Source organism: Streptomyces sp. NPDC005408, assembly GCF_040606445.1.
Taxonomy (GTDB): domain Bacteria; phylum Actinomycetota; class Actinomycetes; order Streptomycetales; family Streptomycetaceae; genus Streptomyces.
The window spans coordinates 18,876-42,623 of the sequence record NZ_JBEXEX010000060.1 but is presented as its reverse complement, the minus strand read 5'-3'; the positions used below and the strand labels follow the sequence as shown (position 1 = coordinate 42,623).

General features: G+C 67.3%; 21 protein-coding genes and 3 pseudogenes. 12 read left to right on the top strand and 12 right to left on the bottom strand.

Features of this window, described 5'->3' with window-relative positions; all coding sequences use genetic code 11:
- Positions 1–275: 275 nt before the first annotated feature.
- Positions 276–1,367 (top strand): annotated as a pseudogene (locus tag ABZS64_RS34050) (IS701 family transposase); the annotation flags it as partial.
- A gap of 418 nt (positions 1,368–1,785) precedes the next feature.
- Complete coding sequence (locus tag ABZS64_RS34045) at positions 1,786–2,880, top strand: IS30 family transposase (RefSeq protein ID WP_355838038.1); 1,095 nt, start codon at positions 1,786–1,788, stop codon at positions 2,878–2,880.
- 113 nt (positions 2,881–2,993) lie between these two features.
- On the opposite strand, the gene ABZS64_RS34040 is transcribed toward ABZS64_RS34045, so the two are convergent.
- On the bottom strand, positions 2,994–4,277 hold the full coding sequence (locus ABZS64_RS34040) for an NAD(P)/FAD-dependent oxidoreductase (RefSeq protein ID WP_355838036.1): 1,284 nt from the start codon (positions 4,275–4,277) through the stop codon (positions 2,994–2,996).
- 149 nt (positions 4,278–4,426) lie between these two features.
- A pseudogene (locus ABZS64_RS34035) lies at positions 4,427–4,687 on the bottom strand (IS256 family transposase); the annotation flags it as partial.
- Positions 4,688–5,135: 448 nt separating this feature from the next.
- Here ABZS64_RS34035 and ABZS64_RS34030 point away from each other — a divergent pair.
- Positions 5,136–5,546, top strand: coding sequence for a Rid family hydrolase (locus tag ABZS64_RS34030; RefSeq protein ID WP_355838034.1), 411 nt, complete (start codon positions 5,136–5,138; stop codon positions 5,544–5,546).
- An 83-nt stretch (positions 5,547–5,629) separates the two neighbouring features.
- Here the strand turns inward: ABZS64_RS34030 and ABZS64_RS34025 are convergent, their stop codons facing one another.
- Together ABZS64_RS34025 and ABZS64_RS34020 are read right to left on the bottom strand one after the other, a co-directional pair.
- Positions 5,630–5,980: a hypothetical protein gene (locus ABZS64_RS34025; protein ID WP_355838032.1), complete on the bottom strand. Its 351-nt coding sequence runs from the start codon at positions 5,978–5,980 to the stop codon at positions 5,630–5,632.
- 202 nt (positions 5,981–6,182) lie between these two features.
- Entirely contained in the window at positions 6,183–6,815 is a 633-nt protein-coding gene (locus ABZS64_RS34020) for a TetR family transcriptional regulator C-terminal domain-containing protein (protein ID WP_355838030.1), read from the bottom strand.
- Between the two features lie 54 nt (positions 6,816–6,869).
- Here ABZS64_RS34020 and ABZS64_RS34015 point away from each other — a divergent pair, with 54 nt between their 5' ends.
- Positions 6,870–7,829 carry a GNAT family protein gene (locus ABZS64_RS34015; RefSeq protein ID WP_355838028.1) on the top strand — a complete coding sequence of 320 codons (960 nt, stop codon included), beginning with the start codon at positions 6,870–6,872 and terminating at the stop codon, positions 7,827–7,829.
- Positions 7,830–7,869: 40 nt separating this feature from the next.
- Here the strand turns inward: ABZS64_RS34015 and ABZS64_RS34010 are convergent, their stop codons facing one another.
- The gene (locus ABZS64_RS34010) at positions 7,870–8,661 is read right to left on the bottom strand and encodes a transposase family protein (protein WP_355838026.1); all 792 of its coding nucleotides are present in this window, start codon (positions 8,659–8,661) and stop codon (positions 7,870–7,872) included.
- 174 nt (positions 8,662–8,835) lie between these two features.
- Entirely contained in the window at positions 8,836–9,294 is a 459-nt protein-coding gene (locus ABZS64_RS34005; protein WP_355838024.1) for a carboxymuconolactone decarboxylase family protein, read from the bottom strand.
- Positions 9,295–9,378: 84 nt separating this feature from the next.
- Between ABZS64_RS34005 and ABZS64_RS34000 the strand changes: the two genes are divergently transcribed.
- Positions 9,379–10,254, top strand: coding sequence for a sigma-70 family RNA polymerase sigma factor (locus ABZS64_RS34000; protein ID WP_355838022.1), 876 nt, complete (start codon positions 9,379–9,381; stop codon positions 10,252–10,254).
- Positions 10,255–10,556: 302 nt separating this feature from the next.
- On the opposite strand, the gene ABZS64_RS33995 is transcribed toward ABZS64_RS34000, so the two are convergent.
- Positions 10,557–11,105 (bottom strand): DUF1062 domain-containing protein, encoded by a 549-nt coding sequence (locus ABZS64_RS33995; protein ID WP_355838020.1) that lies wholly within the window; start codon positions 11,103–11,105, stop codon positions 10,557–10,559.
- Positions 11,106–11,435: 330 nt separating this feature from the next.
- Here ABZS64_RS33995 and ABZS64_RS33990 point away from each other — a divergent pair.
- Positions 11,436–12,090, top strand: a pseudogene (locus ABZS64_RS33990) (IS5 family transposase); the annotation flags it as partial.
- Here ABZS64_RS33990 and ABZS64_RS33985 read toward each other — a convergent pair.
- Together ABZS64_RS33985 and ABZS64_RS33980 are read right to left on the bottom strand one after the other, a co-directional pair.
- Entirely contained in the window at positions 12,080–12,181 is a 102-nt protein-coding gene (locus tag ABZS64_RS33985; RefSeq protein WP_355838018.1) for a hypothetical protein, read from the bottom strand. The pseudogene ABZS64_RS33990 and the gene ABZS64_RS33985 overlap by 11 nt on opposite strands.
- Before the next feature lie 360 nt (positions 12,182–12,541).
- Complete coding sequence (locus ABZS64_RS33980) at positions 12,542–14,035, bottom strand: FAD-dependent monooxygenase (RefSeq protein WP_355838016.1); 1,494 nt, start codon at positions 14,033–14,035, stop codon at positions 12,542–12,544.
- 927 nt (positions 14,036–14,962) lie between these two features.
- Between ABZS64_RS33980 and ABZS64_RS33975 the strand changes: the two genes are divergently transcribed.
- The 3 genes from ABZS64_RS33975 (at position 14,963) to ABZS64_RS33965 (ending at position 17,647) form a co-directional block, all read left to right on the top strand.
- Positions 14,963–15,589 carry a hemopexin repeat-containing protein gene (locus tag ABZS64_RS33975; protein WP_355838014.1) on the top strand — a complete coding sequence of 209 codons (627 nt, stop codon included), beginning with the start codon at positions 14,963–14,965 and terminating at the stop codon, positions 15,587–15,589.
- A gap of 69 nt (positions 15,590–15,658) precedes the next feature.
- A complete protein-coding gene (locus ABZS64_RS33970; RefSeq protein WP_355838012.1) occupies positions 15,659–17,209 on the top strand; it encodes a S8 family serine peptidase in 1,551 nt (516 codons plus the stop codon).
- Positions 17,210–17,227: 18 nt separating this feature from the next.
- Positions 17,228–17,647, top strand: a complete 420-nt coding sequence (locus ABZS64_RS33965) for a hypothetical protein (protein WP_355838010.1) — start codon at positions 17,228–17,230, stop codon at positions 17,645–17,647.
- A gap of 480 nt (positions 17,648–18,127) precedes the next feature.
- Here the strand turns inward: ABZS64_RS33965 and ABZS64_RS33960 are convergent, their stop codons facing one another.
- The 3 genes from ABZS64_RS33960 to ABZS64_RS33950 form a co-directional block, all read right to left on the bottom strand.
- Positions 18,128–18,223 carry a hypothetical protein gene (locus tag ABZS64_RS33960; protein ID WP_355838042.1) on the bottom strand — a complete coding sequence of 32 codons (96 nt, stop codon included), beginning with the start codon at positions 18,221–18,223 and terminating at the stop codon, positions 18,128–18,130.
- Between the two features lie 38 nt (positions 18,224–18,261).
- Complete coding sequence (locus tag ABZS64_RS33955) at positions 18,262–19,782, bottom strand: SpoIIE family protein phosphatase (RefSeq protein WP_355838008.1); 1,521 nt, start codon at positions 19,780–19,782, stop codon at positions 18,262–18,264.
- A 790-nt stretch (positions 19,783–20,572) separates the two neighbouring features.
- Complete coding sequence (locus tag ABZS64_RS33950) at positions 20,573–21,481, bottom strand: arginase family protein (protein ID WP_355838006.1); 909 nt, start codon at positions 21,479–21,481, stop codon at positions 20,573–20,575.
- A gap of 371 nt (positions 21,482–21,852) precedes the next feature.
- Between ABZS64_RS33950 and ABZS64_RS33945 the strand changes: the two genes are divergently transcribed.
- From ABZS64_RS33945 to ABZS64_RS33935, 3 genes are all read left to right on the top strand, one after another.
- A complete protein-coding gene (locus ABZS64_RS33945) occupies positions 21,853–22,320 on the top strand; it encodes a DUF4328 domain-containing protein (RefSeq protein WP_355838040.1) in 468 nt (155 codons plus the stop codon).
- Between the two features lie 189 nt (positions 22,321–22,509).
- Positions 22,510–22,926: a hypothetical protein gene (locus ABZS64_RS33940; RefSeq protein ID WP_355838004.1), complete on the top strand. Its 417-nt coding sequence runs from the start codon at positions 22,510–22,512 to the stop codon at positions 22,924–22,926.
- A gap of 83 nt (positions 22,927–23,009) precedes the next feature.
- Positions 23,010–23,690, top strand: coding sequence for a hypothetical protein (locus ABZS64_RS33935; protein ID WP_355838002.1), 681 nt, complete (start codon positions 23,010–23,012; stop codon positions 23,688–23,690).
- Positions 23,691–23,748: the final 58 nt, after the last annotated feature.

Sequence of the window (23,748 nt, the reverse complement as noted above, 5' to 3'; positions counted from 1 at the left end):
GTTCCATTTCCTGCACAACCAGGACAACGGCCATGCCGCACCGCTGGTCACGAACCACCGCCATATGACGAACCGTCACCCAGCTACACTCAAAACCAGCCTCTGACCAGCGGCGATAGCGAACTACCGCTGGAGTACTAGTACTCCAGTTGTGCTTCTCCATTTGTCCTGGTCAGCGTGCCTGTTTCGAGTCTAGTGGGCTGACGCTGCATCAGGGCGGTGGTGGTTCGTGACCCACCCGATCGGGGTGCGTTGAGCCTGCCATGGAGCCGGATATCGAAGCAGGGCTGTGGGCCACCGAGTTGGAGTCGTTGCTGCTGCGTGTGGGCCAGCGGTTCGGGCGCATCGAGCCACGACGTCGGATGCAGGACTACGTGCGCGGGCTGCTCGGCCCGGTCGGCCGGAAGAACAGCTGGCAGCTCGCCGAGCACGCCGGCCATGCCACCCCGTACGGCCTGCAGCGGCTGCTGTCGTGGTGCCAGTGGGATCCAGACAAGATCCGTGACGACCTGCAGGATTACGTGGCCGAGCGGCTCGGCCGACCGGACGGTGTGCTGATCGTGGACGACACCGGCTTCCTGAAGAAAGGCACCGTCTCAGCCGGGGTGCAGCGCCAATACTCGGGGACGGCCGGCCGCACCGAGAACTGCCAGATCGGCGTGTTCGCCGCCTATACCTCTGCGAAGGGCCGGGCCCTGGTGGACCGGGATCTGTATCTGCCCAAGTCCTGGACCGATGACCCGGATCGGTGCCGCACGGCGAGAATTCCTGAGGACAGGTCCTTTGCCACGAAGCCCGAACTGGCGCGTGCGATGGTGTTGAGGGCCCTCGGCTCCGCGCTGCCGATCGCCTGGGTGACCGCTGATGCGGCCTACGGCCAGGAACGGGGCTTCCGGCGGATGCTGGAGGAAGCCGGCGTGGGCTATGTCCTGGCGGTTCCCAAGTCGCAGCAGGTCAAGTCGACTGCGGGGAGTTGGCGCATCGACCATGTTCTGACCGGTGCCCCGGACGACGCCTGGGAGCGGATCTCGTGCGGGGACGGCGCGAAGGGGCCTCGGGTCTACGACTGGGCCGCAGCCAGGCTCCCTGCCGCCGCCGACGCGAACGGCGAGGCACCCACGCACGATCGCTGGGTGCTGGCCCGCCGTAGCCTGGCCCGCCCCGAGGAGATTGCCTACTACCTCGCCTTCGCTCCCACCGAGGCGAACGTCTCCGAACTGGTCCGCGTGGCCGGCTCCAGATGGGCCATCGAGGAGTGCTTCCAGGCCGCGAAGAACGAGTGCGGCCTGGACCAGTACGAAGTCCGCCGCTACGTGGGCTGGTACCGCCACATCACGCTGGCCATGCTGGCGCACGCCTTCCTGGCCGCGATGGCCGCCCACGCCCTCGAAAAGGGGGCCGAAGAAACGGTCCGAGCAGTCTCGTTCCCCTCACCGTGGCAGAAGTGCGACGGCTCCTGGATCTTGCCCATTCCCCAGCAGCCCGGCTACCGCGGCCCGGACACCGGCTCCACTGGTCGCACTGGCGCCGACGCCATCAAGCCGTCGCCCGCCACTGCCACTACCAGTGCCGCGCACACCCCGATCGGGTGGGTCACGAACCACCACCGCCCTGATGCGGCGTCAGCCCACTAGACTCGAAACAGGCACGCTGACCAGGACAAATGGAGAAGCACAACTGGAGTACTAGGGGTGTGTTGATGGCGAGGCGGGGACGCAAGCGCAGGCTGGAGCTCGAGGCCGAGTACTCGCGCCTTCTGGCGGCCGGGGTGGGCAGTGTCGAGGCGTGCAGGCGACTCGGGATCAGACGGAAACGGGCTACCGGTGGCGGGCGGAGGACGGCGGCCTGCAACCTGACCATCTTCCAGAGACATCCCGGTCGGGCCGGTATCTGTCGCTGCTGGAGCGCCGGAGGATCGCCTCATTGCACGAACGCGGCCTGACAATCCGAGAGATAGCCAGCCTGCTCGGACGGGCACCGTCGACTGTGAGCCGGGAGTTGCGGCGCAACAGCCGCCCACATGACTACGGCAGATATGACGCCGACCTGGCTCACCACCGCTGCCGCGAACGGGCCGGAAGTCCCAGACGCGCCAAGCTGGCCACGGATCCCGAGCTGAAAGCCGAGGTTCAGTCCAAGCTCGATCTGGAGTGGAGTCCGGAGCAGATCGCCGCCCACCTGAGGGCCCGCTGGCCCGGGCACCTCGATCGGCACCTTTGTCACGAGACCATCTACCGAGCCCTTTACCAAGGCGCCAAGGGTGGCCTGAGCAGGCCCTTGACCAGGAAACTCCGCAATGGCCAGCCGCTACGAAAGAAGCGCCGCCGCCCTGACCAGCGCATGCCCAGATTTGTCGCACCCGCCGTCCTCATCGAGCGCCGACCACCGATCATCCAGCTGCGCGAGCGTCTCGGCGACTGGGAAGGCGACCTCGTCGTGGGCGCCCGCAGCCAGTCCGCCGTCGCCACCCTCGCCACCCTCGTCGACCGACGCACCCGCTATCTCCGCCTGGTCCCGCTGCCTGAGGGACACTCGGCCGGCCAGCTGCGTGATGCCCTCATCGCCAGCCTCAGCAATCTGCCGGAACAGGCCCGCCGGAGTCTCACCTGGAAACAAGGCTCAGAGATGGCCCGCCATCATGAACTCGCGCCCTACTTCACCGACGGGATCTTCTTCGCCCGCCCGGGCAGTCCCTGGGAGCGGGGGACGAACGAAAACACCAACGGCCTGATCCGGCAAGGCCTGCCCAAGCGCACGAACCTGTCCCTCCACACCGCTGACGACCTCCGCGCCATCGAGCACCGGCTGAACAACCGACCCCGCAAGACGCTGAGTTGGCAGACCCCAGCTCAAGCATTCGCCGCAGCTCTGGCACTCTGAGCCTGCAACGTTGCGACAACCATGCGAATCCGCCTTAGAACCCAAGCGCCGGAACTGGGTCACGATTCAAGCGTCGCCGACTGCGAGAGCGAGTGGAGTGGGAGGGCTGCCGGTCATGATCTTGTGTGTGACAGGTGCGCGGGTGGCACAGTCGCCCCGCGATGCTTGATGTTGACTGCCGAAGCCTTGGCCAGCGCCACGGGGTTCAAGAAACGCAGTGGACCGATCAGGCGGGATGCAAACAGATGCATGTGGCGCGCCACCGATTCATCGCGCGCTGCCGCCGAAAACATCAGCCGCTCCATGGGGTTGAACGGACGGGCCTTGGCGAAGTCGGTGGCCAGGTACTGGTGACCTCGCAGCCGGCGCCGGTGTCTGCGTGCGTACACCACGAGCGACCTGTCGAGGTCGCCCCGACCGGTTGCGGCCGAGGCGACCGCCTCTGCCAGCCATTGCGCGGACTGCAGAGCCCACCCGCATCCCACTCCCCACAGGGGATCGCCGGTCAGGGCGGCGTCGCCGATGAGCGCGATGCCCGGTGCGGTCGGCTTGCGGCTGTGAAGCGGGTAGTTGACCGTGCCGGTGATCTTCGTGAGGCGCTCGGCGGAGTCGATGGGCGGTGCCTCGGGTAGGGCGCGGACGAATTCGAAGAAGCTGGCCTCCAGGTCTTCCCGGAAGGCCGGCAGCCGTTTCTTGTCCGGGAGCACCGCGATGACCGTCACCCCGTCGTCGTTCGGAAACGCGTACGCCATGTCGGGCTCGAGGAACCACGCGTGACCGATCCCGTCGCGCAGCGGGAGGTTGCGGAAGTGCGCGAGATAGCCGAACCGCGCGTTCTCGGACTGCCGAGCAGGCGCCCCGGCGAACTTCGCCACGGCCGAGTCCTTGCCATCGGCGCCGACCACCAGGCGGGCCCGGATCTCGCGCTCGCCCTGTGGTGTCGACGCGTGCACCCCCACGGTTCGCCCGGCTTCCCGGACCAGCCCGGTCACATGGTGAGCGAGGAGCAGATCGACGCCAGGGGTTTCCGCCGCATGGGACCTGATCAACGGGTCGAGGGTGCTGCGTCGAATGTTGTACGCGTACGGTAGCTCGGGGCCCGCCGGCGCGGCCCTCGGCTCGATCCATCCCCAGCGGGTGTACCAGCGGGCCTCGTTGCGGACGGCTCCCGCCTTCTCGAGAGCGGGGATGAGGCCGAGTTCGTCCAGCACCGGGTAGGCGTTGGCCGTGAGGGAGTGGGTGCAAAGCGCCTTGTACGCTTCGGGGTCCGAGCGGCGTTCCAGCAGTGCGACGCGGACACCGCGTCGAGCGAGCAAGATCGCCGCGGCGCTGCCGGCGAGGCTGGCTCCGCTGATGACGACGTCGTAGTCGTATCCCGCGCTCTCAGGCTTGGTCATGCGCTGATCGCTCCCTTCGGGGTGTGGTGCCGTTCGTGGGAGTGGTGCAGTGCCACTGGTGTCAGGTGCATGAACAGTTGTCAAGAGTTGTGGGTCGGGTGATGTTGATCAGACTGCGGTGGTCCTCCGTGCGTTCGACCAGGGCGCGGCGCCGACAGGCCGGCCGCACCGCCGAGGAACTCCTCCAGCGCTGGCACGAAGTCCCCCGACGACAGGCCGTGCAGGTAGAGCAGCGGCAGCACCTCGGACACCTTCGGCGACTTGCGGCACCACGGGGCCAGGATCTTCGAGGAGAGCCGCTTGCGCTCGCCGGTGGCCTCGTCGACGCGGCGGTCGTTCACCCAGGGCGCGGCGACCTCGACCGGACCGGCCGCGGTGACGACCGTGCGAGGCCGGTGGCGGCCGTTGCGACCACCAGGCGATTGGAACAACGCCCCCGGGTTCTCGCAGCGATTCAGCGGCACGCTCAGCGACAAACGACAACGCGATCAACGGTGAGGCAGAGCTATCGCGCGATGACGGTGCTACCTGGCAGCACGACCTGGCGATCACCTATCACGGGATTGGCTGAGCCGCCGATGGACAGCGATGCCGACCTCAACGCAATGACTCATCGAGTGATCAACACCAACCCCTCCATGACGCTGGCCGCGCGCGATCCCCACGGTTGGCTTCGTTGATCTCTAGGAACAGCGTTTGTCGACTGGTTCCGGAGTCAGTTGGTGATCATGCGGGTCATGAATATCGAGCAGAAATGATGGCGTTGCCCTGGGGGCGGCGATAAAAGGGAAGGCGGGAGCCGCTGGGGCGCTGGCAGGATGTCCGCGCTCAGCACCCGAGGAGAAAGGCCCCACGACCGTGGCTCGTGCCATTACTTTGATCCGCTCCGCCTCCCTGTCCGACGTCGCCGAGTACGCCTACGCGGCCACGGCGCCCGCCGAGTCACGCCTGATCTTCCTCGCTGGGGCGTGTCCGCTGAACGATGACGGCTCCACGGCAGCGATCGGGGACTACGCAGGCCAGGCAACGAAAGCGATCGAGAACATGCAGGCTGCTCTTTCTGCCTCAGGTGCATCACTTCAGGACGTCATCAGCACACGGGTTCTCGTCGCGTCGGCCCGGCGGGAGGACCTGGTGGCCGCCTGGCAGGTAGTCCGCGACTCGTTCGCTGACCATGACGTCCCCAGCACCTTGATGGGCGTCACCGTGCTCGGCCATGAGGGCCAGCTCGTCGAGATCGAGGCTGTCGCCGCCATACTCGATTCTTGAGACCTCTTCAAAGGACACCGCAAACGCGGGACGGCCAGCCGTCCGTCAGGGCGGCTGGCCGTCGAGGCAGATAGCGGCAGAGGTCAGATGGCCTTGGCGGGCTCCTCGGCTCGTGCTCGGGTGCTGGCGAGGCGGTATGAGTCGGCCCCGTGCTCCTCGACCAGCCGGTGGAAGATCCGGGTGACCGTGTACCGCTGCTTGCGCGGCGCGTCCAGATCCGCCCGGAGGATCTCGTCGATCACCGCTTTGTACGGGTCCAGCGTGGTGGCTCGGGGCGGCAGCTTCTTACGAGGCTCCGGCCAGGACGAGTCCAACGCCTTCCGCACCGTCCGCCAGGTCACGCTGTGCTTGCGCTCAAGTTTCCGCATCGACATGCCGCTTCGATGGTCACGCCGGATCGCCGCGTACAGCTCGACCTTCGACATATGCGGCATGACCAGCACCTTTCACCAAGAGCACCTCGATGCTGCCCTGGCAAGAGTCGCCATGCCTCCCAAACTCATCAACATCACCCGACCGTGGTTCGGGGTGCCTCCCAAACTCATCGACGAGTGACGTCACTACTACTCGATAAAGCCACCACGGTCGGCCGCGTGGCTCTGTTCACGAGAAGGTTCTGGCACAGCTTGCTCTGCCCTACTGGTCAGGGACCGGCCTGCCGGCACCGGCGTCAGACTGGGTCAGCGCGATCGAAGCGAGGAGGTCGTCGAGCATGGCGATCTGTACGTCCTCGGGGAACCGGCCGGGGTCGAAGAGGGCTTGGACGACGAGTCCATGGGTGAACGCGACGGCGGTGGCGGCGAGTTGCTCCGGGTCGGCGGTTGCGGGGAGCTCGCCCAGGCTGCGTGCGGCTTCGAAATGCGGGCGGATCGCTGAGCGCAGCCGGATGTAGCGGTCGGACTGGTCCGTGGCCAGCCCGTCGTCGGCGAGGGCAAGGTCCCAGGAGCTGACCCAGATGCGGTTGCGGGCGGTGTCGTCCGCGGTCAGCGGCAGGATGTCCAGCAGCATGGCTCGCACGGTGGCAAGGCCCTCGGTGGGAGGTTCACGGCGGGGACGTTCCGCGGTGCGCTTCTCCAGCAGGTCCAGGGCATGTGCGATCAAGGCCCGCTTGGTCGGGAAGTAGTGCATGAGCATCCCGGTCGAGGCGCTCATCGCGGTGGCAACGGCACGCAGGGTCAGCCCGCTGAACCCTTTGTCGGCGAGCACGTGCCATACCGCCTGGGACACGTCCTCGCGGCGGGCTTCACGATCTCCAGGTGCGGGTGGCATGCTGCTACCTTACGTGCCGAACGCTCGTTACGTACCAAGGGGATTGAGGTATCCGTGATCGCACTGCCGGTCGGTGACAACGCTCAGCTCTGTCCTCTGGAGCCCTGGCACGCGCAGGAGTTCCTTGCCCATATCGACCGCGCCCGACCTTATGTGGACCCTTGGATACCCTGGGCGACGTTCAGCACCGACCTCGCCTCCGCCACTGCCGTCCTCCAGCGGTACGCGGACAGGCAGGCCAAGGACACCGCTCGGATCTATGGGATCTGGCTGGACGGCACTCTGGTCGGCGGCGTCATGTTCACGAAGTTCGACGCCACCTCCGGAGTGTGCGAAATCGGCTGCTGGCTGGAGGCGGACGGGGCAGGCCGCGGGCTGGTGACCCGGGCATGCCGGGCGTTGATCGACTGGGCTTTCGAGGAACGCGGGATGAGCCGGGTCGAATGGTGGGCCACCGCTGGCAACACTCGCAGCGTCGAAGTCGCGCGCCGACTCGGGATGACCCGCGATGGTGTGATGCGGCAGCGCTCTGCGTACCAGGGCGTGCGGCACGACAGCGAGATCTGGTCGATCCTCTCCGACGAGTGGTCACCCGTGGGAGGAGCACCCCAGTCCGACGTCAAGGCCGAGCTCGACCAGCTGATGTGCGCCTTCCTCGGGGCGTTCACCAACACTGGTGGCGGCCGGCCGAACGTCAACGTTGTCCGTGAGGTGTTCATCCCACAAGGAATGATTATCAGCAACGTCGGGGGCGAGCCCGTGATCTACGACCTCGACGCGTTCGTCGAGCCCCGGGCGAAAATCCTCACCGATGGGACGCTGACGGAGTTCTCCGAATGGGAAGTCGCCGAGCGGACCGAAATATTCGAGTCGATCGCGCACCGGTTCAGCGAGTACCGCAAGTCCGGTTTCCTAGACGGCGAGTGGTTCGAGGGCTCCGGTCGCAAGACCACCCAGTTCGTCCGGACGCCTGCCGGCTGGAGGATGAGCTCAATGGCCTGGGATGACGTGTAGGGGCTCCCCAACCCAGCTATTGAGGTTTTCTCAGTGAAGATCATTTCCAGAGGTTGTTGAGGGCGAGGGTGGCGCGGGCGATGTCGCCGATCCGGCTGGGGCTGAGGCTGACGTGCTTCAACGCGCGCCAGCGTTCCTTGAGTTCGGCAGCGGCACGCTCGCCCGGTGCCCGGACGTGCCTGATCGGGGCGTTCGTCATGCGGGTGCCGGGGTCCAGGGCCGTTTCGGACCTGCCCTTCGGGCGCCGTACGGGGACGCGGATGCCGATCCCCGCGCCGATGTAGCCCTTGTCCGCCAGGATGGGCAGGCCGTCGGCGGCTGCTTTGTACAGCGCGGGCAGCGCATGCAGGCGGGCGGCAGTGATGTCGGGGGTGGAGCCGGGCTCGACGTCGGAGACCCACAGCGGCCTGCCGTCGGGGGCGGCGAGGAACTGCACGTGGCCGCCGAAGCTCTTGTGTTTCTGGCTGAACCACAGGTCGTTGCCGTTGTCGCGGGTGTCGGCGAGCCGGTCGCATTCGATCAGGGTGCCGTCGAGGATCACGTGGCTCATGGCCTCCTGCCGGCAGCGGGCCAGCACCGTGTGCAGGTCCGGGGCCTGGGCGGCGAGCACGTCGATGCCCTCGTGCAGATAGCGGTAGCCGGTGGCCTGGGAGACGCCGGCGTCACGGGCCAGGCAGTGCACGCAGCCGCGCTCGCGGAACCAGCGCAGCACCAGCACCGCCTGGCGAAACGGGCCCAGCGCCCGCGAGCCCTTCGGGGTGCGCAGCCGCCTGCGGTTCGCATCAAGCAGACGGGCCAGGCGCTCCACCACGGGGCGCGGGACGTCGAGCATGGCAACACAGGTGACCAACGTGAAGCCCCTGGTTCTCCCGGACATGATCTTGGCAGACCTGTCATACCAGGGGCTTCACGGCTTCCCGAACTCGGGGCACCGCCCGGCCCGTTGCACCGGAACCGGAAGATCAACTCACTGAGAAGACCTCAGTGGGCAAGAGCCAGGCTGGGCTCAGCCCCAGGTCTGGCCGGCGGGTTCCTTGATGGTGCGGTTGATCCGGTTGTAGAAGTTGGTCAGCGCGATCTCCAGGTTGATCGCGCCGATCTGCTCCTCGGTGAAATGGGCGTTGACTTCTTCCCAGATCTCGTCGGTGACGCCCTCCGCGCCATCCTGCAGCCGGGTGGCGGCCTCGGCCAGCGCCAGTGCCGCGCGCTCCGCATCGGTGTAGAAAGGCGCCTCACGCCACGCCGCTACGTTGTGCAGCCGCTCGCCAGTGTCACCGGCCTTCTTCCCCCCGGCGACACTGGCGTAGACGCACGCCGAGCAGCTGTTGATCTGGCTGGCGCGCAGGTGGACCAGCGCGAGCAGCTTCGGGTCGACGCCCCCGGCGGCGATCGCCTTCTGGAGGTGCTGGACCGCGGTCCACACATCGGGGTTGTTCGTGTTCTTGTTCTTGAGCCGGTTTTCCATGTGGGAGTGCTCTCCTTCATCGTTACGTTGCGCGGCATGTGCGCGTCATCCCTATGACGGAGGAGCTTTCAGGAAGGTAACAACATGCCCGGCACCCATCCCACGGATCCGATCCTCGATGCCTTCGAGGCCCAACGTGACCGGCTCCGAGCCGTCGCCTACCGCGTGCTCGGATCACACGCCGACGCGGAAGACGTGGTCCAAGAGGCGTGGCTGCGTCTCTCCCGCCAAGACACCGACACCATCAACAACCTCGGCGGCTGGCTGACCACCGTGGTCGGCCGCATCAGCCTCGATGTCCTGCGGGCAGGTAGGACCCGCCCAGAAGTCTCCTTCGACGACCAGCTACCCGAATTCACCGTGACGCTCGACGACGCTCCTGCTCCGGAAGACCTCGTGACACTCGGGGACTCCGTCGGCCTCGCGCTCCTCACGGTCCTCGACTCGCTGCGCCCGAACGAACGACTGGCGTTCGTGCTGCACGACGTGTTCGCCGTGCCCCACGAGGAGATCGGCACCATTCTCGGCAAATCCGCCGACGCGACCAAAATGCTCGCCAGCCGCGCCCGCAGGAAAGTACAAGCCGCCCAGCAGCCGGCAAGCGCCGGACGACAACAACGCGAGGTGGTGCAAGCCTTCCTGGCCGCGGCCCGCGACGGTCAGTTCGAGCAGCTGCTGCAGGTTCTCCACCCCGAAGTGAAGTTCACCGTCCACACCCCGAACGGCCAGTTCGTCACGCTCGGAGCCACCGAAGTCGCCACCCGCGCGCGAGTGGCCGGCAGTGCAGCACGAGGACATGCGGCAACCGTCAACGGCCACCCCGGCGTCATCTCCTGGAGCGAAGACGGCACCCCGCTCTCCCTCCTCGCCTTCACCGTCGCCGACGGCCGCATCACCGAGATCACCGCCGTGATCGACCCGGCCAAACTCGCGCTCATGGACCTGCCGGACCCGGTGTGACTCCCTACCGGCGATGGCCGCTCGTCCTCGATGTGGTCCATGCCGGATCCCGCAGAGAGGGTGAATGTAGCCACTACTGAGAGGACGTTTGAAGTAGGCGGAATGCCCTCTGAGAAAACCTCATTGGCATGTGTAGCGAATGGCCGGAGTTACGCGCGGAAGCTGAGCGAACTCGCGCCGCGCGTCGGTCCGCCTCCAGGGCCATTGCATGATCGGGATCTGTCCGTGTTGATCACGTGAGGCCAGAGTTGCCAGGGCCTGTCCGGCGGATCTTGCCGGACAGGCCCTGCCCCCGGGAAGACTCAGCGCTTGAGCGTGAAGGTGAAGTCGCCGGAGAGCTTGCCGCTCAGGCGGACTGCCGATACGAGATTCCCCTCGGTGATCAGTCTCTCGACCTCGGCTCGCGAAAAGCCGAAACCTTCAGCGATCAGTCGCACCGGCCGGACAGGGATCCGCGCCGCAAAGCGGACCGAGACCTCGATCGCCTCGCCCTCCTGCTGATCCGATCCGCCGGTGTCGAGGCGCCAGGCGTTGTCCCAGTCGAGGGCGATGCGATTACGGCGCCGCACGACCTGATCCTGGAGCAACTCGGCTGCCAGGCCAAGGTCGTTGTCGTGCAGCAGGTCCAGGAGCTCAGGTCGTACAGAGCGCACGTTCATCCGTTCCAGGACAGTGAGCTTGGTGGTCTGCCCGCAAACGGTGCACAGTGCGAGGAGCCAGGCGTCGATGAGCTTGTGGTTTGCGTTGACGCGGAATTTGCCGTTTGCCCGGAAGTGCTCGGAGGCGCACCCGTGGCAACGGCGGAGAACGAGGGGCAGGCGGGTGGGTATGACCACCCAGGTTTTGGACACAGAAGTACACCGGTTCCAGTGAGAAGACCGCAGCGAAAAGGAGCGCGGCGCGCAAGCGCGACGCGCGACGAATCAGCGCTCGGGAGGTCTCACTTGGTGTACAACGGCACGTCCTCGACAAGGCGGCAGGGGGCGGGAGCACAGTAATGGCGCACGGAAGTGCGGCTCCACTGGTTTTCGGGCGGGTGGCGATGCCTCGCCACTGCTGAGGCGGTTGTTGCACCGTTCGACGGCGATGCGCTGCTTCCACGCCTCGCGGTCGAAGGCCGAGGACTAGGTCCTGTCCAGCGGAGCTTGTGACTGTCTCGGTTCCGGGTCGTTGGCATGAGTGTGGGGCGGGGAGATCTGACGAGTGACGAGTGGGCCCGGCTGAAGCCGTACTTGCCCAGGAGTGGGCAGCGGGGCGGGCGTTGGGCCAGCCACCGCAGGGTGATCAACGGGATTCTGTTTCGGGAGCGGACCGGGGTGCCGTGGCGTGATCTGCCTGCGCGTTTCGGTCCGTGGAAGTCCGCCTATGAACGTCACCGACGATGGTCGGCGGACGGCACCTGGGACCGAATCTTTGGGGCCGCCCAGGCCGATGCGGACGCGGAAGGCCGTATCGACTGGTCGATGGTGAGCGTGGACTCGACGTCTTGTCGCGCTCACCAGCACGCCGTCGGAGCACACAAGGAGCCGCCGCGAGTGCCGGGATAAGACGCGCGCCCCGGCAGCACCGCCCCGACGAGGGACTCGGACGCTCCCGGGGCGGACTGAACTGCAAAATCCACCTCGCTGGTGAAGGTGGCCGCCGTGCCCTGGCGTTCCTGATCACCCCGGCCAGTGGGGCGATGCACCGCAGCTCATCCCGGTCATGGAACAAATCCGGGTCGCGCGCCTGGACGGCGGCCGCCCCCGCACTCGGCCTGATCACCTCGGCGGCGACAAGGCGCATTCATCCCGCCGAAACCGCCGCTACCTGCGCAGACGCCAGATCAAGCACACCGCGACGCATCAGTGATCCATTCGCCGATCGCGATGAGGGAGCGGGCACCGGACAGTACGGCCGCGGCAGCCGGGCACAGCAGGGGCAACATCGGATACCTCCGTACTCGGCGGCCGCGTGGATCGGGCACCTAGATCAGGAAACAGCGCAGCTCAGCGGAATTCTGCTGGGAGCTGTGAAGGTTCGGGAGGGCCAGTTGCCCCAGGCCGGCATGGGCGATGATGTTCGGGCAGGCACGGTTCCGCTCGGTTCTCATGGGCCTTCGACAACCACATGATCACCGGCACCGTGCCTGCTCTGTTTCCGGGGAACATCGCTGCACAGGCTGGAACATGACGTCCATCACGTGCGAGGCCAACGAACCGGACCGATCTCGAACACGCAATGGCCCTGCCGCTGAGACACTGGCGCGCGGATGAGGGTGTGGCGTCGGATCTCTTGCCGGGCCTTTCTAGTAGACCTCGTACGCGGCCAGGTCCGCCGGGTCCTCCGTCGCGAGCGCTACATACCCGTCGGGCCGTACGAGAAAGAGTCCCCGGTCCCCGTACGCCTTGTGTGCGTGCCCGTCCACGTCGATGACGTCGGCCTGCTCGCCGGGCCGGCCGACCCGGACCAGCTTGTAGCGCTCGGAGGCCGGGGCGTCGGTCTCGCCGAAGGCGAGGAGCGTGGCGTGCGGGCCGCGGAAGAGGTCGAAGAGACGGATGGGCCCACAGGGGGCGTCGGGGGCGCGGTCTCCGGCGCGCAGTGCGTCGTCGGCCAGGCCCTCGCGGCACTCGCGGGTCAGGGGGCTCTCGCGGTAGCCGAGGCCCAGTTGGAAGGTCTCGCCGCCGCGCTGGGAGAAGCCGCGGTCCTTGTCCACGCGGTCCCGCTCGAAGACTTGGGTGGTGAGGGCGAGCACATGCTGTGCGACCGGCCGCCGCTCGGCCTCGTAGGTGTCGAGGAGCGCGTCGGACGCACCGCGCAGCGCTGCGCCGAGTTTCCAGCCGAGGTTGTACGCGTCCTGGATGCTGGTGTTGAGGCCCTGGCCGCCCGTAGGAGAGTGAATGTGCGCGGCATCGCCCGCGAGCAGGACGCGGCCGATGCGGAAGCGGTCGGCGGCCCCGGCCTTGATGTGCAGCACCGAGGACCACCGCACCTCATGCACCCGCACGTCCTCGTGGCCGGTGCGCTCCATGAGCAGCTGCTGGAGGGCCTCGGGCGTGGCGTCGGGCGTGAAGTCCGGGCCGCCGCCGTCGAAGTGGGCGAGCAACTGGAAGAAGTCCGCCCCTTCGAGCGGGCGGATCGCGACGCGCCCGCCCGGCGCGGTGGGCCACACGTGCCAGTGCGCGCGGTCGATTCCGTCCATGAGGACGTCCGCGATCAGCGTCGGGTCGGTGAGGAGCTCGGTGACGGGGAAGCCCACCCCGAGGGCCTTGCGGACGGTGCTGCGTCCGCCGTCGGCCGCGACCAGATAGCCGGCCCGTACGGCCGACTTGGTGCCGTCCCGCCGGCGCAGCCGCCCCGTCACCCCGTCCGCGTCCTGCTCAAAGCCGGTCAGCTCGCAGTCGAACTCGACGCTTCCGCCCAGCTCTTCGAGGCGCGCCTGGAGGATCTCGACGGTGCGCCACTGCGGGAGCATCCAGATCTCGCCGTACGGGACGTGGGGCGAGGGCTCGGAGCGCTCGAACGCGTCCCACTCGGCGATGCGTGTGGTGCCGTCCCAGCTCTGGAGTCGCTGGATGGGGCCGCCTGCCGCCCGTATCGCGTCGATGACGCCCAGGTCGTCGAAGACCTCCAGGGTGCGCGGCTGGAGGCCGGAGCCGCGTGAGCCGGGAAAGCTGCGGCTCTCCCTCTCCACGACGCGGCAGGCGATCCCGCGCCGGGCGAGGTCGCAGGCGAGCACGAGGCCGGTGGGCCCGGCTCCGGCGATCAGAACTTCGGTAGTGGCGATTGCGGGCAGGCTCATCCCATGTTCCTTAACGTCGTTAAGTCGCCCCTCGGCGTAGGAGGGGCGACCCGCCTCACGGCAGGACATGACGGTACGTCATGCACGAGGCGCACGAACCGGACCGATCCCGAACACGCAATGCCCCTGGTCGTCACCGAGTACTGCGATGACCTGATGAGAGGTGTTCGGCTCCGACCACGCGGCGAAACTCACTGCGAGAGGCTCCACTTCGCAAAGCACCGTTCCGGGTTCCTCCAGCCGTGGGTGCTCAAGGAGGAGCTGTTGCCGGTAACCGTCATAAGCCGGTCGGTCCCAGGACAGGGACCCGGGAATGTGCGGGACCAGGGTGACCATGAGCGTGGCGCGCTTCTGTCGGGAGATGGACTGGTTGCGGTACCTCTCCTCGGCGTCGTCGTCCCGGAGTTCATCGCGACGGCGTTCACGCAGAACTCGCTGGTTCTGTTCGGCCGGTGTGACGGGCGGATGCGGTCTCATCCCGCCATCCATACCAGCACCGTCCACACGGCGAACCGGCCAACGGCATTCTCTTCCGCCATCGGACCGGCATCCCGCGGCGAGGCCTGCCCACACGTTCCGGCATTTCGAAGTCGACCGTGAACCAGGCAGCCGCCGGACGGTAGTTGTCGATCATTAGGCGGCGGTTGCCAGGGCCTCGCCGACCACCGTGGAGGGTGCGTCGGCCCGGGAAACGTCGCGGACCTCCACAAGGAGGCGGGCGCCGTCGAACGGATCGCGGACCTCCTGATGGAAGTCAAAGCCCTCGTCGTGGCACCGACGCCATGAGCACTGCCGGAGCGCCCCCATGAGCGCGGCGTAGGCCGGCGCGTGAGCACAACCTGCTCCAGATGCAGGCCCATGTGCGGCGTGAAACCATGATCCCATTCCGTGAATTCCTCAGCGCATCGTCCCGTCCCGGGAGGGACCATGGCCTACATCTTTGACACCGCGGTCAATGGCCGAGCCGCCTTCGCCGGTAAGGTCTACTTCTTCAAGGACGACAAGTATGTGCGCTACGACTGGGGTCAGGACATGGCGGACTCCGGACCGAGCCCAATTGGTCTCTGGAACGTGCCGGCGCCCTTTCTGACCGGCGTGGATGCCGCCGTCAACGGGGCCATGCAGTATCAGGGCAAGGTGTACTTCTTCCGGGGCAACCAGTACGTCGGCTACGACTGGGCCACAGGGGCAGTCACCGGGCCCAGCCCGCTCACTGCTTGGAATCTTCCGCCCGCCTTCGCTTCCGGTATTGATTCCGCACTCACCGGCCAGGGGAGCTATGCCGGCAAGGCCTATTTCTTCAAGGGCAACCAGTACATCACCTACGACTGGGCCACAGGGGCGATCAGCGGGCCTGCCCCGTTGTCCCAGTGGAATCTGACAGGGGCTTTCCTCAAGGGCGTGCATTCCTCTGTGAACGGAGAGGGGCCCTACACCGGGAGCGCCTACTTCTTCAGAGGCCCTCACTACGCCCGCTATTACTGGTCCAACGGTGCGGTCGGAGGGCCGTCCCACCTTTCACTCTGGAAGCTGCGGGGAGGAGTCGGGTCGTGAGTGAACTGGCGCCCCCATGAGAAAGGTTCCGAAAATGCGCCGACGACGGACCGGAGCTAGTCTCGTGTCATGACCATCAACGGGTATCCCCTCGAGCTTGCTCGTGATGCCGAGACGGTCGTCAGATTGGACCGAACCCGGGTGCTGCTGGGCTTCCGTGAACCGCAGACCCTCGAATCACTCGCACCACGCCTGCGGCAACTGGACCTGGAGCCGGAGCCAGACGGTCCGTCGGAAACCGGGTCCCCATCGGAAGTGGTCAACCACACAACAGATAGATTCTGGGTCCGCTCCTCGCTCGGGGAGTTCACCGGCGACGTCTATGACGCCATTGAATCCGAATTCAACGAACAGTTGGCGTGGATCGGGCCGGTCTATCACGACCCGAAAGTGCCCGGGCGCGCCGGCCTGCATTGCCCACTCCCGAACGTCGTGCTGATCGAGGCGAATGTCGACCCGGCGGCCCTGTCGGACGACGTCGAACTCCGGGAGGACACGGACAAGTCCCGGTACCTGACTGGCTATCGCTACTGCACGATCGCAGAGCCCCGAAGGCACTCCGCCCATGCGGTGCGTACCCGGCTACTGGAGCGGGAATCATACGGGCACGAAAGCGTCCTGTTCGAGAGCATGGTTCTGCTCCTCCCCTACTCGTGGGAGCCGGCCGACACCTTCTTCAACGCCGATCCCTCCATCGGGTACGGAGGGCAGTGGAACCTGGTCCGCACGCGTGTCGGCGGGCCGGGTCGGACGGCCTGGGACCTGAGCATCGACGCGGGCACGATCGCCATCGTCGATTCGGGATGCGATCTGACCCATCCCGACCTGCGGTACGTGGCCGGCACGGGTGGCTCGAGCGGAAACGGCGCCGACACCAGTATTTCCTCGTTCGCGTCCGGTCACGGGACCATGGTCGCGGGTGTCGCCGCCGCCACCACCCACAACCTCAAGGGAACCGCAGGCGTGGCGGGTTACGGGGCCCGGGTCATGCCGCTCGCCTTCACGGGCGTTACCGACACGGAGGCTGCAACGCTGATCAACTTCGCCGTGGACAACGGCGCGCGCGTGATCAACATGAGCTTCAACGTTCCGGGGTGGAGCACATCGACCCTGGTCAATGCCGCGCTCACACGCGCCTACAACAACAACGTCATCGTGTGCGGCTCGAGCGGGAACGGCAGCGGAGCGGTGACCTATCCCGCGACCAACGCTCGTGTGATCGCCTGCGGCTCGACGGACCAGAACGACCTCAAGGTCCCCACATCCAACTACGGCAACTCGCTGTCGGTCGTGGCTCCCGGGGTCGGCATACCGACCACGACGGTGCAGGGGACCGGGAACCTCTCGGACCTCGACCGCCGCGACTGGACGTCCCTATTCCAGGGCACGTCCGCGGCCGTTCCCCATGTTTCGGGCCTCGCGGCGCTGCTCCTGTTCATGGATTCGACCATGACGAGCGACGAGGTGCGCAACATCATCGAGGGCACCGCCGACAGAGTGGGTCCCGCGGTGTACAACACTGCGACGGCGAACGGCCCCTGGCGTGCGGGCGTGGGGCACGGCCGCATCAATGCCCTCGACGCCCTCAGCGCAGTACTGCCGGCGCGCCTGCGCAGGTAGTTGGAATGAGAGGACGCCATGCCCATCTCCGCCCTCCATCGCGAGCGTCTCGAACGCGCACTTCAAGGCCATGAGGCCGGGCTCAACAACAGTGACAAGCCGCCGGGCCCCGAGCGGAGCAAACTGCACACGACCCTGCTGGAGCTGGGCCGCAATCCCTACGTGCTCACGCTCATCGACGACTTCCTCGACTCTCCCGAGCTAACCCGGGAACTTCGCACGGACGGCGCCTCGGTGCTGCGCGCACGAGGCATCACCCTGCCCGAGGGCGTGACGATGCGGGTCGTGGACGGCGACAGCGACGGACAGCAGCCGGTCTTGCGGTTCCAGTTCAAGGTGCGGAGCCTCACGGTCTTCGCCGACTGGGACCCGGCGACCGGAGCCTCCTCCCGGGCGTGCGCACCCCATGAGTCAGTGACCGCACAAGCCGCAGTGTGAGTGGCGGAGTTCAGCTTGCCCCCCTCGAGCCACTCCTGTCACGCCTCGTCGGCCAGACGGCGCGGACGCCCTGGTAGGCGACGGTCTTGCACTCACCAACGGCTAAGAGGGCGCCCAGAAGGCGGTGCCGTCGTGGAGCCAGGCATTGAGCCCGTTTCGTCGGCGGCCACGGTGATGCGCACTCGGGCAGGGCGACGCGCGGTGCGAACCGCAGATGCCAGTCGTCGCGCAGCGGGGCCACATCCCGCTCCCAGGGAGTTCGTTGGTGACGGGGTGATCGCCGCGGACTGGCTGAAGTCTTCGAGTTCGATACGGGTGCCGCGTGCGGGTATGAACTGGGCGAGGCCCTGGACCCAGCCGGTGGCAGAGCGACCGTCCTCGGCAACAGTGAGCGCCACGTGCCCGAGGCAGCTCCAGGGGGTGACGATCCGTCCGCCCGGGCGGGTTTGGGCCACCCAAAGCCACGGACCCGGTCGACGGCTACGTCGAGATGACCCTGCCGTAGGGCGCACCAGGCGGCCACCCCTGCGCGCCGTCGCCGACTTCCACCGCTACCCGGGCTCCCGCCGACTCCAGCTGCTTGTGGGCAGCGGCGGCGAGTTCGGGAGGCGAGGTCAGGCAGGAGTCTCCTCGCCCGCGGGACAGGGCCTGGCCCGGGCGATGAGCAGGGCTACATCGTCGTGATCTCCCGGGCGGCGCAGGGAGCGCAGAAGCAGGTCGCAGGTGTCGTCCAGCGAGCGATTGGGCTCGTCGAGGAATTCGAGCAGGGTGACCAGGCGTGCGTCGATGGGCTGGTCGCGGGTCTCGACCAGCCCATCGGTGTAGAGGACGAGTTGGTCGCCCGACACGAAGTTGAGGCAGGTCGTTTGGAAGGCCACGCCACAGCCGCCAAGCGGTGCGCCGGTGGGCAGGTCCAGAAGCTCGCGCTTGCCATCCGGATGGAGCAGGACGGGCGGCAAGTGACCAGCGAGCGAGACGTGGCACTGCGCACTGTGCGGGTCGTAGACGGCGTAGACGCAGGTGGCGATTGTGTCCTGCTCCAGGTCCTCGGTGATGTGGTCGAGGTGCTCGAGGACTTGGGCGGGGTCGAGGTCGAGGCCGGCCAGGGTGCGGGTGGCGGTGCGGAGCTGGCCCATGCTGGCGGCGGCGCTGACGCCGCTGCCCATGACGTCGCCGACGACGAGGGCGGTCTTGTCGCCGCCGAGCGCAATGACGTCGAACCAGTCGCCGCCGATCTCGCTGGCTGCTTGGGCGGGCTGGTACCGGGAGGCGACAGCCAGCCCAGGCCGTTGCGGTGGCGGGTGGGGTAGGAGGCTGCGCTGGAGGGTGAGAACGGTGCGGCGTTGTTCCTGGACGGCACGGTGCCGCTCGGTGACGTCCACGCTGGAGGTCACCACCCCCAGCACCTTCCCGTTGGGCGCTTCGAGCCGGTGGAAGGAGATCGACCAGGCATGCTCGTTGTCCGGGTCGGCCGGGGTGCGGCCGACGGTGTACTGGTCCGAGACCGGGGTGCCAGTAGCCAAAACCTCGCGCATCGTCGCTTCGAAGGACTCGTCCAAGAAGGGCAGCACCTCATGGACGTGCCGACCCACGTGCTCGGCGGCAGGCACGCCGTTCATCCGCTCCTCTGCTGGGTTGACCGAGACGTACCGAAGGTCGGTGTCCAGTACACCCAGTCCGATCGGCGACTGGGACACCAGCCGGGCGGACAGTGCCAGGTCCCGTTCGACCTGCCGTAGCGTTGCCTGGTCCGTGGCCAGGCCGAGGGCGTAGTAGTCCCCCTGGCCGTCCTGGAGCCGCATGTTGCGGAACTCCACCAGCCGCGTGCTGCCGTCCTTGTGTCGGACGGGGAAGACGCCGGCCCAGCTGTCGCCCTCTTCCATGACCTGGGCGAACACGTCCAGTACGACCTCCAGCTGCTCCTCACGGATCAGCAAGCCGCCCGCATACTGGCCGACGGCCTCCTCGGCGCTGTAGCCGAACAGGTCCTCGGCCTGCGGGCTCCAGAGATCGATCCTGCCCTCGGCATCGAGTAGGACGGCGGCGACGCCCAGCACGTCCAGCAGACCACCTGACGCAGCGGGGGCAGTCCCAGTCCGTCCCCGGTCGTTCCCGAAGGATCCGGTTGGACTCATCCCAGGCACTCCTTCCGCTCGCCGCCGCAACTTGCTTCCTGCCACGGCTCGGGCCCGCGCCTTTTCGCCCATCGCTCCGGACTACTCCATCGTCTCCCCGCTCCCGCCGATCACGCACCCCCCAGCCTCCGCTGCCCGCGCTACCCAATGGGCGAGCAGATGTGTGGGTCCCGAGCCGACGGAGGCGCGGCAGGATACGCTGCCATCTGCGGCTGACCTGGGAAGATGCCCCGCTGCTCCACCCTCTGGCGAAGAGGGCGGGGGCCGTTTTCATCGGTCGGGAGATCCGCTGCACGCAGGATCGAGCCTTCGTACGGCTCGCACACTCACCGGCAAGCTCCTCGCGACCGCGTCGGCTGTGGGCCTACCTCGCCCGGTGCTGCGTCTCGCCACACACCGACAAGGCGGTCCCGCTCCTCACCCTCCTGGCCTGGGACACCGTGACCGTCCGCGTCTCGCTCCGGCAGTCGCTGACTACCAACGCCGGCTACCGAGTGCATCCAGTGCGGCGATGCGGTCGGGTGTGAAGCGGTCTCGGCGGCGGAGGGCGTTGTTCATCCACTGGCCCGGGCGTACCTGGTCGCCGTTCAGGTCCTCGATGTGCCGCTGGGGGACGTTGAGGTGGTTTCTCGGTCATGGAAGGCGCGGGCGGCGGCAAGCGGGCGCTGAAAGGCGCGTGCCCGTGCTGGCGGTGCCGCATCGTTGCGGACTGTCGGTGTGTGCAGGCGCATGTAGGTGCCCGGGCCTACCATCCCGAGGCGTTCAAGTGGTGGCGGCTCGAGGAAAAGACTCAGCGGCCCAAGCCCTGAGCAATCGCTTCCGTGACGGTGCCGACATAGCGGGCGATCTGGTGGCCCGAGGGGTCATGAGTCGGGTTGAGCTCCGTGAGCGTCAGTGCGCTGACGCCGCGGGCGGCAAGCAGGTTCTCCAGTACCCGGGCGGCGGTGCTGAGGGTCACGCCGGTGCCGTAGTGCGGAAAGTTCCCCAGCGGAAGGTCGCGGGAGTCGACCGCGTCGACATCGAAGTGGACGGCAAGGGTGATCGCGTCGCCCGTGAGTGCGGCAACGGCGCGCCGCGCCACTCCGACCGGATCGGCCCTCAGGGCCGCACCGTCGAAGTGCTTCAGCAAGGGCCGTGCGGCAAGTGCGCCGGCATCGAAACTGTCGGGGTCGCCCGGGTCGTAGCCGAGCAGGACCAGCTGATGATCGGCGAGCAGGGGCACTGTCTGCCCGATACGGGCCAGCGGTGTGTCGGCGATTCCCAGCATGTGCGCGACACCGGTTGCGTCGAGGATCCCGCTGCGTGTCCTCTGGGGAGAGTTCAGGTCGGCATCCCCGTCGAAGTACGCGAGCCGAACGTCGTCGCGAACGCGTTGCAGCCCCGCCACCACCCCGAGGGTGATGGTGCAGTCGCCACCCAGCACGATGGGCAGACGCCCGGCCCGGGTCTCCCGCTCGACGGCGTCCGCGACGCCGAGCGCCACACGGACGACCGCGTCGACGTTGCGGGCGGTGGCGCCGAATGCGTCGACTGCGAACGGTTCGCCGGCGACGTCACCGACATCGGCCACCGAGAACCCGGCAGCCCGCAGCTTGTCGACGAAACCGTGCTCGCGCAGCGACGCGGGTGCCAGATCCTGTCCGGCGTGATGAGCGCCCGCGCTGCTGGGGACGCCAAGGACAGCCAGCTCACTGGGCATGAATCCATACTCGCACAGGCGTGCGACGCGCGCCGTCGCACGGCGCCGGGCACCACGCGATAGCCCCTTTCTCTCTCCGCACCGGGCGATGCAGCCTGTACGTACAGGTCTCCGTCGCTCCGTGCGCACTGGAATCACTCGAAGGACGCGTCGAATTCGAAGTACGGGCTGATCAACTGTCCGCTCGCTGACGGTCAACGATCACCGGCCCCGCCGACCTGACGGTCGGCGGGGCCAACACGTGCTCTTCGCTCCCCACGTTCCCCGCACGGTTCAGAGCGCAACTACGTGAGGCGAAGAGCGTCACTGGTCGTTCTCAAGGCTCTGACCGGAGTTCCGTAAGGCTCAGGGTTGGGTGCGGCGCTCTGTGACTGCGGGTCAGCCACACGCAGTTCGCCACTGCCGTTGTCTTCATCATCTGGTTCCACCGGGTGCGGGCCAACGCCGAGGAGTTCGCGCCGGATCTCCAGCGGCGCCGGCCGGGCTGGGCAATCGGTGGCTGGTTCGTCCCGATCGGGAATTTCTACATCCCGCGCGCGATCGCAACCGACATCTGGGCCGCCAGCCGCCAAGACCCGTACGGCACGGGGAAGCAGGAGCCACACACCATCATCAACGTCTGGTGGATCGCATGGATCGGGTCGAATCTGGTCAATGGCATTGCGGGCGCTCAGTACGACATGGCCCAGACGGCCGACGAGTTCCTGGCGGGCGCTGACGCCTTCATCGTCGGCTGCCTTGCCGACATCGGCGCCGCGCTGCTGGCCGTCGTCGTCGTGCAAAGGCTCACGCGTATGCAGCACACCAAGGCGCGGCGAGCGGAAAGCGCCGCAGTGTGAGCCCGCCCGGCGGGCGCGCAGGCGCACACCGCGTGATTCGGCGCGCGCTCCCAACAGCCGGGTTCGGGCCCCGACCGTGACCTGAGCGAGGTGCGGCAGGCCGTGTGCGGGAAGATCGGGGCGCATGTACTGCCACGGCCCCTCCCCCAACAAACCTGCCTGCTCCAACGCGCTTGCGATTGTGAGTCGGTGACGGACCGGCAGGGCCTCCAGGCCGAACGAGAGGGCCGAGGCGACATGGAATGCGTGGACGGGCCGGGGCGCGAGCGCGAGCGCGGCGAGCGTGTGGCTGATGAGCGTGTCGGCTGTCCGGGCGTCTTCCCGGCAGTGCAGCCCAAGGAGCAGTCGTGTGTAGTCCTTGGGGCGGAGTGCGCAGGAGACGACTCCGGCGACGGCTCCCGTCGCATCTACGGCCACCTCGGTCGTCGGCGCTTCCTAGCAGGTGACGACACCCTGACCGTCGAGGCTCGAGTCGCCATGGATCTCAGCTCGTCCAATGCGGTTATGCGTAGCGGTCCCGCGGACGTGGTGCGGCACACCCTCGTGAACGTGGTCGTCCAGATCCCGCCGGTGATGCCGATGGCCATCTGCCGATCGTCGCGATGACGGCGGTGATGATGGCCGCCGCAGCGATGGTGAGCACGACGCTCCTCACGGTGGTCCTCTCTGCCCGCCGTTAGGTTGGCGGCATGCCTGACGGAATTCGATGGATCGGTGAGCACGCCTACCAGGATGCGAAGGGCGGCGTGCCCGGGATGCGTGGCAGCATTTCGCTGACAGCAGCCCGCGGCGTGGAGACGGAAGACTTCCTGGTACGCCTCGGAGCCGACCCCGAACAGCTTGACTGCCAGGACCTGTACAAAGACCGCAACGACCTGGCTTTACCGTCCGGCGGGTACAAGACGCATATCAACTGGGCCATGTACGGCACCTGCGGTGACTGGCTGTATGTGCTGGAAGACTGGGGCATGGCGACCTTCTACGCGGGTTACCGGAGTGTGGCGGCGATGGAGCCGCGCACTGGTGAGGAGATCGTCTGCCTGACGATGAACAGCTGGGACCCCCCGCAGCTGATCCTCCACGCGCCGGGCGACCACAACCGGACCTGGCAGGCGGAGTTCGGCGAGCCCGCCGAGTGGTCACCGACACTGGACGCCGCACTACGGGCGGCAGGCGCGGTGTTTCCTTCCGCGTACTACGACTCCGACACGACTGAGGAAGAGGAGCGACAGTACTTTGAGGAGCATCACAAACAGCTCCCCCTGGCCGTGTTCACCGGTGTCGGCCGCTACTGCGGTCTGACGATCGACCGCGCCACAGTCGAAGCCGGCCTCCTCCCGCTGGCCATCCTCCCGATGCCGGAGAGCTGACCCCACCGGCCGGTGGCGACACCCCGCCTGGGGTGCCCCCACCGGCCTTTCAGGTGTT